We start from the raw sequence: 11,953 nt of genomic DNA on the forward strand, positions 1-11,953 counted from the left end.
CGCTGGCGCGCGGTGCCGGGGCGGTTCAAGGATTACATCAGCCAGCCCAAGACCAACGGCTACCGAAGCCTGCATACCACCGTTTCGGGACGTGACGGAAAGCGCGTGGAGGTGCAGATCCGCACCCGCCAGATGCATGAGGTGGCGGAGGCCGGCGTGGCCGCGCACTGGTCCTATCGCGATGGCATCCGGGTGGAAAACCCCTTTGCCGTCGATCCCGCCAAGTGGATTTCCAGCCTGACCGAGCGGTTCGAGAGCGCCGAGGATCACGACGAGTTCCTCGAACACGTCAAGCTGGAGATGTACGCCGACCAGGTCTTCTGCTTCACGCCCAAGGGCGATGTGGTCAAGCTGCCGCGCGGGGCGACGCCGCTGGATTTCGCCTACGCCATCCACACACGGATCGGCGACAGCTGCGTCGGTGCCAAGGTGGACGGGCTGCGCGTGCCGCTGTGGACTCGGCTGAAAAACGGCCAGTCGATCACCATCATCACCGCCGAGGGACAGCGCCCTCAGGCGACATGGCTCGACATCGTCACCACCGGAAGGGCCAAGGCGGCGATCCGGCGGTCGCTGCGCGAGGAGGACCGCTCGCGCTTCATCAAGCTGGGGCGCGAGCTGGCCCGCGTCGCCTTTGAGCATCTGGGCAAGCGGGCCACCGACAAGGCGTTGAACACGGCGGCGCGCATCTACGGGCTGCCCGATGCGGAGGAGCTGCTGGCCCGGCTGGGCAGCGCCGAGGTTTCCGCGCGCGAGGTGGTTGAGCGGCTTTACCCCGAACTGGTCGCCCGCCCCACCGGAGAGGTCGAGCAATCGCGCGCGGTGCTGGGTCTGGCCGACAATCAGAGCCTTCAGCGCGCCCAGTGCTGTCAGCCGGTGCCGGGCGAGCGCATCGTCGGGATCACCTATCGCGGGCGCGGCGTCATCGTGCATTCGATCGACTGCGGCGCGCTGGAAGCCTTCGAAAGCAAGCCCGACCGCTGGATCGACCTGCATTGGCATTCGGGGCGGCACGCGCCGGTGCACAACGTCACCATCGAGGTCACCCTGGGCAACGACTGGGGGGCGCTCGGCCGGATCTGTACCCTCATCGGCGAGCAGAAGGCCAATATCTCGGATCTGCACTTTGTGGATCGAAAACCGGATTATTTCCGGCTACTTGTCGACGTGGAGGTCCGGGACGCCGAGCATCTGCACTCTGTCATGATGGCGGTGGAGGCGGATAACGAGGTGGCGTCGATCCAGCGCTACCGCGATCTCGACAGGAAACCTTAACCGGGCCGGAAAGGGACCAGTTACCGCGTGTTCAGACGCAAACACCCCCGTCCGTTTCTCAAGAAACTGGGCGACATGCTGTGGCCCCGTGGCGGCTGGGGGCGGGCGGCCTCCTACGTGGGGTATCGTCTGCGCAGGCTGCCCGACACGCCCGAAAAGATCTCGCGCGGCATTTTCATGGGGGTGTTTACCTCTTTCACGCCGTTCTACGGGCTGCATTTCCTGATCGCGGCCGGATTGGCCAAGATGACGCGCGGCAATATCCTGGCCGCCTTGCTGGGCACGTTCTTCGGCAATCCGCTGACCTATATCCCGATCGCCGTGGTCTCGATGAAGACCGGGCATTTCCTGCTCGGGTCCACCATGGACGAGCAGGTGAAATATTCCCTCTTCGAGACCTTCAAGGCGGCGGGCGAGGGGCTGCGCAACAACCTGCTTGCGCTTTTCACCCATCGTCCCGCCGACTGGAGCGGGCTGACGGCCTTTTATGACCAGGTGTTCCTGCCCTATCTGGTCGGCGGCATCGCGCCCGGCATCGTGTCGGGGCTGATCTGCTATTTCCTGAGCGTTTCCCTGATTTCGGCCTATCAGAAACGGCGCAGGGGCGCGCTGGCGGCAAAGCTTTCGGAGTTGCGCAAAAAAACCGGCAAACGGCCTGACGACGTCACCGAAAGCGATTAATGTCGGCGGCGGATCGGCACAGGGCCGAAGACGGAGGGGACGAGATGGCGCAATTGCACGACGGCGGGTTGCTGCGGTTGGGGGTCAACATCGATCACGTGGCGACGGTGCGCAACGCGCGGGGCGGGGCCTATCCCGACCCGGTGCGCGCGGCGTTGCTGGCGGAGGAGGCGGGCGCCGATGGCGTGACCGCGCATCTGCGCGAGGATCGCCGTCATATCGCCGACAGCGACATCGACCGGCTGATGGAACGGCTGAGGGTGCCGCTCAACCTGGAAATGGCCGCGACCGACGAAATGCAGCGCATCGCCTTGCGCCACCGCCCCCATGCCGTCTGCCTGGTGCCCGAAAAACGGGAGGAGCGCACGACCGAGGGCGGGCTGGACGTTCTGGCAGAGGAGGCGCGGCTGCGCGCCTTTATCGCGCCGCTGGCAGAGGCGGGCAGCCGGGTGTCGATCTTCATCGGTGCCGACCGCGCACAGATCGAGGCCGCGGCCCGGATCGGCGCCCCGGTGATCGAGCTTCACACCGGCGCCTTTTGCGATCTGAGCGCCGAGGGGCAGGGCGAGGCCGCCGCGGCGGAGCTTGCGCGTCTGCGCGAAATGGCGGCGCTGGGGGCCGAGCTGGGTCTGGAAGTGCACGCAGGCCACGGGCTGACCTATGACACCGTGGCCCCGATCGCCGCGCTGCCGCCTGTCAGAGAGCTCAACATCGGTCACTTTCTGATCGGAGAGGCCATTTTCACCGGCCTGGCCCCAGCCATCGCCCGGATGCGTGCCTTGATGGATGCCGCCCGCAGCGAAGGCGCCGCATGATCCGGCGGCCCCGCTCGGCCGCCGCGGCCCGGTCCGTAGCTGCCCGGCTCAGGTGCGTCCCAAGGGGGGCGGGCCATTTCGCGCTGACGCTCTGCGCGCTGGCTGTGACGGCGCACCCGGGGGGGGCCGCGCAGCTTGGCGATTGCGACAGCTACGCCGCGAATGCGCGTAATCTGATCTTTCCCGTCACCTCATCCACGCGCAGCTTTGCCGAAGGGGCAATCCGCGTGATCGCGCTGGACAATGCCGAACCCGTCTGTTGTTCCGTCTTCCTGATGGTCATCCACCCCGACCCGGATGAGCCGTTCGAGGCCTGCACCCTGGTATCGGACGGGGTCAACATCGGCTTCGGCGCCATCGACGTGCCGACGATCGAGGCGCGATATCTGCCCGAGACGGGTTTGCGGATGCGCGTGCCCGCCATGGCCTTCGTCGACGGCACCTATGTGCCGAAGCCCTTTGTGCTGGATGTAAATCAGGCACGCGGCACGGTGGTGGTGGCCGGGGAATGATTATCGGCATCGGCACCGATCTGGCCAATATCGACCGTATCGCGCGCACGCTCGACAGGTTCGGCGACCGTTTCCGCAACCGCGTCTTCACCCCCGGCGAGCAGCGCAAGGCGGAGCGCAGGCGCGATACCGTCGGTACCTACGCCAAGCGCTGGGCCGCGAAGGAGGCCTGTTCCAAGGCGCTGGGCACCGGATTGTGCATGGGCATCAGCTGGAAGGACATGGCCGTCAGCAACCTGCCGACCGGCCAGCCGGTGATGCAGGTGACGGGCTGGGCGCAGGAGCGGCTGAACGAGCTGACGCCCGAGGGGACGCAGGCCGTCATTCACGTCACCCTGACCGACGATCACCCCTGGGCGCAGGCCTTCGTGGTGATCGAGGCGCGCCCGGTGAACGGGAAGCCCGCGCCGCCCCTGCCGCCCCTCGGGTGATCCGGGGGACGGCGCGCGCGGCGCCGTGACGGCACGGCCTGCGCGCACGCGCCTGCTTGACTCCGCGGGGCGAGGCTTTCATGTAGCGACAGCAAAATCGGGGGCTGAATGAATGGCGGAGACGAAGAAGGACGACAACTGGTTCGTCGAAACATTCAAGACGGTGTTCTGGGCGCTGCTGATCGCGGGGATCTTCCGCACGCTCTTCTTTCAGCCGTTCTGGATCCCCTCGGGGTCGATGAAGGACACGCTCCTGATCGGTGATTTCCTGTTCGTCAACAAGATGGCCTATGGCTATTCGCGCTATTCCTGCCCGTTTTCCGCTTGTCCCTTTTCCGGGCGCATCCTGTCGTCAGAACCCGAGCGCGGCGATGTCATCGTGTTTCGCCATCCGGTCAACAATCAGGATTACATCAAGCGCCTGATCGGCCTGCCGGGCGACAAGGTGCAGTTCAAGAACGGGCAGCTGTTCCTGAACGGCGAGGCCGTGCCGCAGGAACCCGCGGGCCAGTTTATCGAGCCTTACGAAAAACAGGGGCCGATCGGCAATCTGCCGTCGTGCAAGGATGCGATCCCGGTGGGGATCGGGGCGGAATGCGTGAAGGATCGCTATATCGAGACGCTGCCCAACGGCGTCAAACATTCGATCCTGAACATCGTCGACGGGCGGTTCGGCGACAACACCCCGGTCTTTACCGTGCCCGAAGGCAATTATTTCTTCATCGGCGACAACCGTGACAATTCGCAGGACAGCCGGTTCTCGCAATCGGTGGGCGGCGTGGGGTTCGTGCCGCGTGAATATCTGATCGGCCGCGCGGACCGGGTGATCTTTTCTTCGGCGGGCCGCTCGATGTTGTTTTTCTGGACCTGGCGTCCCGATCGGTTCTTCAAGGCGATCCAGTGAAGCTTTCGGGCGATCTCTCGGATTTTTGCCACCGCATCGGCTATCGGTTCAACAAGCCGGACTTGTTGATCCAGTCGGTCACGCATGCGTCGATCGCCACGCCCAACCGCAGCCACAACCAGCGCCTGGAGTTTCTGGGCGACCGGGTGCTGGGGCTGGTGATGGCGGAGGCGCTGCTGGATGCCGATGGCGGCGCCAGCGAAGGGCAGCTTGCGCCGCGGTTCAACGCGCTGGTGCGCAAGGAAACCTGTGCCGAGGTGGCGCGCAAGGTCGATTTGGGCGCCGTGCTGAAGCTCGGCCGGTCGGAGATGCTGTCGGGTGGGCGCCGCAAGGAGGCGTTGCTGGGTGATGCGATGGAAGCCGTGATCGCGGCGGTCTACCGCGACGGCGGTTTCGATGCCGCGCGCGCGATGATCCTGCGGCTCTGGGCGGATCGGCTCGACAAGGTGGAGGACGATGCGCGCGATCCCAAGACCGCGTCGCAGGAATGGGCGCAGGCGCGCAAGCAGGCGCCGCCCGTCTACCGCGAGGTGGATCGCGAGGGGCCCGATCACGCGCCCGTCTTCACCATCGAGGCCCGGCTGCAGGATGGCCAGACCAGCAAGTCGCAGGCCAGCTCCAAGCGGCAGGCGGAAATGGCGGCGGCCAAGGCCCTGCTGCAACAGGTGGAAAACGAAGATGAGTGACACGCGCGCAGGTTTTGTCGCCCTCATAGGAGAGCCCAACGCGGGCAAGTCCACGCTGTTGAACCGGATGGTGGGCGCCAAGATCTCCATCGTGACGCATAAGGTGCAGACCACACGCACGCGCATCCGCGGCGTGGTGATGGAAGGCGCGGCGCAGATCGTCTTTGTCGACACGCCGGGGCTGTTCCGCCCGCGCCGGAGGCTCGACCGCGCGATGGTGGCGGCGGCCTGGTCGGGCGCCTCCGACGCCGATATCGTCGTGCTGTTGATCGAGGCGCACAGAGGCATGAGCGAGGGGGTGCAGACCATCCTGGCCGCGCTGAAGGAGCGCGGCGGGCACCGGCCCGTGGCGCTGGCCATCAACAAGATCGACCGGGTCGAGGCCAGGGAGCTTCTGGCGCTGACCGAAGAGATGAACGCGGCCTATCCCTTCGTGAAGACCTTCATGATCTCGGCGGAAAAGGGCTATGGCGTGGATGATCTGCGCGGCTGGCTGGCGGAGGAACTGCCGCAGGGCGAATGGTTCTATCCCGAAGATCAGATCGCCGACGTGCCGATGCGCAGCATCGCCGCGGAGATCACCCGCGAAAAGCTGACGCTGCGCCTGCATCAGGAGCTGCCCTATCAGCTGACGGTCGAAACCGAGAAGTGGGAGGATCGCCCCGACGGCACCACGCGCATCGATCAGGTGATCTATGTCGCACGCGACGGGCACAAGGGCATCATCCTGGGTCGCAAGGGCGAGACGATCAAGGCCGTCAGCCAGTCCGCCCGCGCCGAGATCGGGGAGTTTCTGGAACGCACGGTGCATCTTTTCCTTCAGGTCAAGGTCCGGCCCAACTGGCTGGAAGAGCGCGCGCGCTATTCCGAGATGGGGCTGGATTACCGCGATGGCGACCAGACGTAACCTGCGCCAGGTGGCGGGGGGCGGAGCCTCCGGCGGGAATATTTCCGCGACAATGAGCCGGGGCGCGGGATGGACCGCCTGACAGCGCGCTTCTGGGTGGACGCCTATCTGAAGCGGCTTCGGCTGATCGATGTTCCGGCCTTCGTGGTGGCGCGCGGCGATGCCACCTCCGGGGCGGTCATCGTCAAGATGAATACGCTGGACGGGCAGGCCCGCGCGTTCCAGCGGGCGTTCGATCCGATGAGCGGCGCGCGTCGCTGGGTGATCCTGGCCGAGGGTGCGGACGCAGAGGTCGAGCAGGCGCTCGACCGGCAGCGCGCGTTCGATCCCGATCTGTGGATCATCGAGGTGGAGGACCGGCAGGGCCGCCATCTGCTGGACGAGCCCGGCCTGGCGGAGTAGCGTTTCGCGATGGAATGGCGCGATCAGGGCGCGGTGTTGAGCGTGCGGCGCCACGGTGAAAACGCCGCCATCATCGAGGTGCTGACCCGGGATCACGGGCGGCACGCGGGGGTGGTGCGTGGTGGCGCAGGGCGCCGCCTGGCGCCGGTGCTGCAACCCGGGGCGCAGCTCGACCTGCGGTGGCACGCACGGCTGGAAGACCATCTGGGCGCCTTCGTGGTGGAGCCCGTGCAATCGCGGTCGGCGCTGCTGGCGGACCGGCTTGCGCTGGCGGGGCTGAACGCGGTCTGTTCGCTGGTCGTTTTCGCCCTGCCGGAGCGGGAGCCGCACCCGCGGCTTTATACGTTGAGCATCGCGTTGCTGGACGCGTTGGAGCAGACCCCCGGCTGGCCGCTTGATTACCTGCATTGGGAGGTTTTGCTGCTGGAAGAGCTGGGGTTCGGGCTGGATCTGTCGCGCTGTGCCGTGACGGGCGGCGCGTCGGATCTCCTCTATGTTTCGCCGCGCAGCGGGCGCGCGGTCAGTGCCGGGGCCGCGGGCCCGTGGCGTGAGCAGCTGCTGCCCAACCCGGCGTGCCTGTCGGGGGCCGGGGCCGCGGGGGTGAGCGATCTACTGGCGGGGCTGCGGACCACGGGGCATTTTCTGGCGCATCGGCTGGCGCCTTCGCTGGGCGATCGCCCGCTTCCGCCCGCGCGCCAGCGCCTGCTGGATCAGCTGGCGCGTTTGAGCGGGCGCTAGAAGATCCGGCGGGTGCATCTACACCTGATGATGCGTGACCATGTAATCGGCCGATGCCATCACCGCCTCCTCGGCCGGAATGAAGCTCATGTCGAGTTCGCGCTGTGCGCGCAGGTTCGAGATCTCCTTGCGCTGGCCCAGCATCGGCACGATGCCGCGCAGCGTCTTGTCGAAGCGTCCCAGAATGCGGATCAGCAGGTCGGGCGCGCGGCGCCGGGCGATGTCGCGGTCGGGGTATTTGCGCCGCAGCATCTGCGCGATGTCGGCAAGCCACAGAAAGCCCGAGCTTGCCAGTATGCGCCTGCCCGCGGTTTCCGGACGCGACAGCGCGCGGACATGCATCTCGGCCACATCGCGCACGTCGACGACGGCGAAGCCGAAATTCGGGATCATCGGATCCCGCCCGCGCAACAGGCGTTCCACGACCTTGATGGAGCTGCCGTAATTCTCGTCCAGCGGAGGCCCCAGCACCAGTGCGGGATTGATGGTCGTGAGTTTCATCCCGGGTGCCTCATTGCGCTGGAAGTCCCAGGCCGCGCGCTCGGCCGCGGTCTTGGAGCGGACATAGGCGGTCGCGGCGGGGCTGGCGGGATCGGTCCAGTCCTCCTCGTCGTAGACGGATTTGCCCTCCGGCAGATCGCCGTAGGCAACGGCCGCCACCGAGGAGGTCAGCACCACCCGCGCGATCCCGTTGTCGTGCGCGTGGCGCAGCGCGCGCAGCGTCCCCTCGACGGCGGGGGCGATCAGGGCCTGCTCATCCTCGGGCTCGTCCAGCGGAAAGGGAGAAGCGCTGTGGATCAGCATATCGACCCCCCCGAATGCCTCCGCCCAGCCTTCGTCGCTGGTCAGATCCAGCACCACGAACCGCAAGCGGTCGGAGAGGGTGTCGGGATCCTTCACATGCGGGCGGACTGCATGAAGCACCTCTTCGCCGCGATCCGGCCTGCGCAGGGTCCCGACCACATGGTAGCCCGCGTCGAGCAGGCGGATCACGATATGCTTGGCGATAAAGCCGGTCGCCCCGGTCAAAAGCACCGTCGAAGAAGCTGTCATCCATGTCCCCTGTCTGCGCCCCGCCTGCCCGTCATCATCTGCCGTCGTCATCCGCCGTCATCGCAGGGCCGACCGACAGCTTAGCCTGACGGGGCCGCGCATCAAGGGCGTGCGGGGATCAGCGACGCCGGGTCATGCGAGCAGCCGCCGGGCGATGACCTGGGCCTGGATTTCCGCGGCCCCCTCGAAGATGTTGAGGATGCGGGCATCGCACAGGACGCGGCTGATCCTGTATTCCAGCGCAAAGCCGTTGCCGCCGTGGATCTGCAGCGCGTTGTCCGCCGCCGCCCAGGCCACGCGGGCGCCCAGCAGCTTGGCCATGCCCGCCTCGAGATCGCAGCGCCGGTCCTGATCCTTTTCACGGGCGCTGTAATAGGTCAGTTGGCGGGTCACCATGATCTCGACCGCCATCATCGCCAGCTTGTCTGCCACGCGCGGAAAGTCGATCAGGGGTTTGCCGAATTGCTTGCGCTCCTGTGCGTATTGCATGCCGAGGTCCAGCGCCGATTGCGCCACCCCGATGGCACGTGCGGCGGTCTGGATGCGGGCGGATTCGAACGTCTGCATCAATTGCTTGAAGCCGCGCCCCTCCTCGCCGCCCAGCAGGTTGGCGCCGTCGACGTGAAAGCCGTCGAAGGCCAGTTCGTATTCCTTCATGCCGCGGTAGCCCAGCACCTCGATTTCGCCGCCGGTCATGCCGGGGGTGGGGAAGGGGGTCTCGTCGCTGCCGGGCGTCTTTTCGGCGAGGAACATCGAAAGGCCGCGGTGATCGGTGCTGTCGGGATCGGTGCGCGCCAGCAGTGTCATCACATGGGTGCGCGCGGCGTGGGTGATCCAGGTCTTGTTGCCGGTGACCTCGTAATCGTCGCCGCGCTTGAGCGCGCGGGTGCGCAGCGCGCCCAGGTCGGACCCGGTGTTGGGTTCGGTGAAGACGGCCGTGGGCAGGATTTCTCCCGACGCGATCCGGGGCAGCCAGTGCGATTTCTGATCGTCCGTGCCGCCGCACAGGATCAGCTCCGCCGCGATTTCGGACCGGGTGCCCAGCGATCCCACCCCGATGTAGCCGCGCGACAGTTCCTCCGACACGACAACCATCGCCGCTTTCGACAGGCCCAGCCCGCCGAGGTTTTCCGGGATCGTCAGGCCGAAGACCCCCATTTCCGCAAGCGCGTCGATGAGTTCCATCGGGATCAGCTCGTCGTTCAGGTGCCACTCATGCGCATGGGGTTCGACCTGTTCGACGGCGAAGCGGCGGAACTGCGCGCGGATCATCTCGAGCTCTTCATCCAGCCCGCTGGCGCCGAGGGTGGGGTGGGCCGCCTGCTCCTGCATCAGTTGCACCAGCCGACGCCGTGCGGCGGCGCTGTTGGCGTGCCGCATCAGGGTCGCGATCGCGGAGCTTGCAGGCATCTCCTGCCCCAGTTCGGGCAGGCGCAGCATTTCCGTCTGGCTCATCGGGATGCCGCCCGCGATCTGGTTGAGGTATTCGCCAAAGGCGATCTGGTGGATCAGCTGTTCGATCTCGCCAAAGCGCGCGTCGCCGGTCAGGGCTTGCGCCCAGTGCTGCATCTGCGTCAGCGCCTGGGAATAGGTGGCCAGCCAGGCCAGCCCGTGGGCCCGGTGCTGTTCGAGTTCCATCCTCGCGGCGGACAGCCCTCCGCCGTCCGCGGCATCGTCGCTCAGCTCGGCGCGCAGTGCGGCGGTGGCGGTGCGAAGCGTGTCGGCCACGCGCTCGGCGGCCTCGCCCGTCAGATCAAGAAGACCGTCGATCACAGCAACGTCGTTCCGGGAAAGGGTCATGTCCTGGCCATCATGCGGCATCCTCGGTCTCCTGTCTCGTCTGGCTTCATGCTGCATAGCGGCTTTGCACGCGCAGCGCAATATAACATCCGTCAATTGACTTCTTTTGAACTTTTATGTCCCCAACTATGCCCTGTCGCCGCGGCTTCCCTCCGGGCGCTTTATCTGTCAAGCAGCGACCAACTTGGTGCCAAGGCAGGTCGACAGCGTGATCCTGGGCTTAGATCCCCTCTATTTCTGGCTGACCGTGGCCGTGGCGATCGTCGCGGGCTTCGTCAAGGGGGCGGTCGGCTTCGCGATGCCCACCATCATGATCTCGGTCACCGCATCCTATCTTTCGGCGGAACTGGCGCTGGCGACGCTGCTGGTGCCGACGGTGCTGACCAACCTTTGGCAGGCGCTGCGCGGCGGGTGGGCCGAGGCCTGGGACGGGCTGGTGAAATACCGCGTCTTCCTCGCGATCATGCTGGTGAGCATCGCGCTCAGCGCGCAGCTGGTCACCTCGCTGCCGCAGGCCACGCTGTTCCTGACGCTGGGCATCGTCATCTCTCTGCTCGCGGCGATCCAGCTGGTCGGCCGGATGCCCGCGATCCGTCCGCGGCACCGCCAACGGGCGGAGGCCGCGATCGCGGCTTTTGCGGGGTTCGTGGGCGGCCTCTCGGGGTCATGGGGGCCGCCGACGGTGATCTACCTGACCGCGATGGAGACGCCGAAGTCCGAGCAACTGCGCATCCAGGGGGTGATTTTCGGGATCGGGGGCGTCGTGCTGCTGCTGGCGCATATCCGCTCGGGCGTGCTGACGATGCAGACCCTGCCGCTGTCGGTCACGATGGTGCTGCCCGCCCTTCTGGGGCTCATGGCCGGGTTCGCGGCCCACGACCGCATGGACCAGTCGCGGTTTCGCCGCTTCACCCTCGTGGTTCTGGTGCTGGCCGGGGCGAATCTGATCCGGCGCGGGCTGTTCGGCTGATCTTCTGGTTGAAAATATCCCCGCCGGAGGCATCCGCCGCCCTGTGCGGGCGGCGAAGCTGGGCGAGGCCTGTCGGCCGGACGCGGGGTCAGCCGATGGCGACCGCGCGAACCTCCTCGTCGATGTGGGCGTCGTACTGGGCGAAGTTGTCGGCGAACATCTTGACCAGCTTTTGCGCCTGCGCGTCATAGGCCTGCGGGTCTTCCCAGGTGCGGCGCGGGTCGAGCAGGATGTCCGCCACGCCGGAAACCGAAACCGGCACCTCGAAGCCGAAGTTGGGGTCCTTGCGGAACTCTCCCCTGGCCAGCGACCCATCCAGGGCCGCCGACAGCAGCGCGCGCGTGGCCTTGATCGGCATCCGGCTGCCTTCGCCATAGGCGCCGCCGGTCCAGCCGGTGTTGACCAGCCAGCAGGTTGCGCCGTGGCTCGCGATCTTGTCGCGCAGCAGGTTGCCGTAAACCTCGGGCCGCCTCGGCATGAACGGTGCGCCGAAGCAGGTTGAAAATGTCGGGATCGGCTCGGTCACGCCGATCTCGGGGCCCGGCGTCTTCGAGGTGAAGCCGGACAGGAAGCGGTACATCGCCTGCGCGGGCGTCAGCCGTGCGATCGGGGGCAGCACGCCGAAGGCATCGCAGGTCAGCATGATGATGTTCTTGGGATGACCGCCCAACCCCGTGGAGGATGCGTTCGAGATATAGTGCAGCGGATAGGCGCAGCGCATGTTCGCCGTCAGGCTGTCATCGTCGAAGTCCAGTTCGAGCGTGACGGGGTCGTAGACC

The 11,953-nt window shown here is 66.5% G+C and carries 14 protein-coding genes; 11 read left to right on the plus strand and 3 right to left on the minus strand.

Annotated elements, in window-relative coordinates; translation table 11 throughout:
- From ACU0BR_RS06255 to recO, 10 genes are all read left to right on the plus strand, one after another.
- On the plus strand, nt 1-1,275 hold a 1,275-nt coding region (locus ACU0BR_RS06255), incomplete at its 5' end, for a RelA/SpoT family protein (RefSeq protein ID WP_446155989.1).
- A gap of 27 nt (nt 1,276-1,302) precedes the next feature.
- Nucleotides 1,303-1,956: a DUF2062 domain-containing protein gene (locus tag ACU0BR_RS06260; RefSeq protein ID WP_446155990.1), complete on the plus strand. Its 654-nt coding sequence runs from the start codon at nt 1,303-1,305 to the stop codon at nt 1,954-1,956.
- A 44-nt stretch (nt 1,957-2,000) separates the two neighbouring features.
- A complete protein-coding gene (locus tag ACU0BR_RS06265; RefSeq protein WP_446155991.1) occupies nt 2,001-2,771 on the plus strand; it encodes a pyridoxine 5'-phosphate synthase in 771 nt (256 codons plus the stop codon).
- A gap of 104 nt (nt 2,772-2,875) precedes the next feature.
- The gene (locus ACU0BR_RS06270; RefSeq protein WP_446155992.1) at nt 2,876-3,283 is read left to right on the plus strand and encodes a hypothetical protein; all 408 of its coding nucleotides are present in this window, start codon (nt 2,876-2,878) and stop codon (nt 3,281-3,283) included.
- On the plus strand, nt 3,280-3,714 hold the full coding sequence (gene acpS, locus ACU0BR_RS06275) for a holo-ACP synthase (protein ID WP_446155993.1): 435 nt from the start codon (nt 3,280-3,282) through the stop codon (nt 3,712-3,714). Before ACU0BR_RS06270 ends, acpS begins: the two co-directional genes overlap by 4 nt.
- Before the next feature lie 112 nt (nt 3,715-3,826).
- Nucleotides 3,827-4,618, plus strand: coding sequence for a signal peptidase I (gene lepB / locus ACU0BR_RS06280; RefSeq protein WP_446155994.1), 792 nt, complete (start codon nt 3,827-3,829; stop codon nt 4,616-4,618).
- Nucleotides 4,615-5,304, plus strand: coding sequence for a ribonuclease III (gene rnc, locus ACU0BR_RS06285; protein WP_446155995.1), 690 nt, complete (start codon nt 4,615-4,617; stop codon nt 5,302-5,304). The genes lepB and rnc overlap by 4 nt, the downstream gene beginning before the upstream one ends.
- Nucleotides 5,297-6,211 carry a GTPase Era gene (gene era / locus ACU0BR_RS06290; protein WP_446155996.1) on the plus strand — a complete coding sequence of 305 codons (915 nt, stop codon included), beginning with the start codon at nt 5,297-5,299 and terminating at the stop codon, nt 6,209-6,211. The genes rnc and era overlap by 8 nt, the downstream gene beginning before the upstream one ends.
- 69 nt (nt 6,212-6,280) lie before the next feature.
- On the plus strand, nt 6,281-6,613 hold the full coding sequence (locus ACU0BR_RS06295) for a DUF1491 family protein (protein ID WP_446155997.1): 333 nt from the start codon (nt 6,281-6,283) through the stop codon (nt 6,611-6,613).
- A gap of 9 nt (nt 6,614-6,622) precedes the next feature.
- On the plus strand, nt 6,623-7,351 hold the full coding sequence (gene recO / locus ACU0BR_RS06300) for a DNA repair protein RecO (protein WP_446155998.1): 729 nt from the start codon (nt 6,623-6,625) through the stop codon (nt 7,349-7,351).
- Between the two features lie 18 nt (nt 7,352-7,369).
- Here recO and ACU0BR_RS06305 read toward each other — a convergent pair whose 3' ends face one another.
- Both ACU0BR_RS06305 and ACU0BR_RS06310 read right to left on the minus strand, forming a co-directional pair.
- Nucleotides 7,370-8,404: an SDR family oxidoreductase gene (locus tag ACU0BR_RS06305; protein ID WP_446155999.1), complete on the minus strand. Its 1,035-nt coding sequence runs from the start codon at nt 8,402-8,404 to the stop codon at nt 7,370-7,372.
- Between the two features lie 132 nt (nt 8,405-8,536).
- Nucleotides 8,537-10,225, minus strand: coding sequence for an acyl-CoA dehydrogenase family protein (locus ACU0BR_RS06310; RefSeq protein WP_446156000.1), 1,689 nt, complete (start codon nt 10,223-10,225; stop codon nt 8,537-8,539).
- 166 nt (nt 10,226-10,391) lie between these two features.
- On the opposite strand from ACU0BR_RS06310, the gene ACU0BR_RS06315 reads away from it, so the two are divergent.
- A complete protein-coding gene (locus tag ACU0BR_RS06315) occupies nt 10,392-11,174 on the plus strand; it encodes a sulfite exporter TauE/SafE family protein (RefSeq protein ID WP_446156002.1) in 783 nt (260 codons plus the stop codon).
- Between the two features lie 88 nt (nt 11,175-11,262).
- Here the strand turns inward: ACU0BR_RS06315 and ACU0BR_RS06320 are convergent.
- The coding region (locus ACU0BR_RS06320) for a phosphoenolpyruvate carboxykinase (ATP) (protein ID WP_446156001.1) at nt 11,263-11,953 on the minus strand (691 nt) is incomplete at its 5' end.

This window comes from Brevirhabdus sp., from assembly GCF_052826345.1.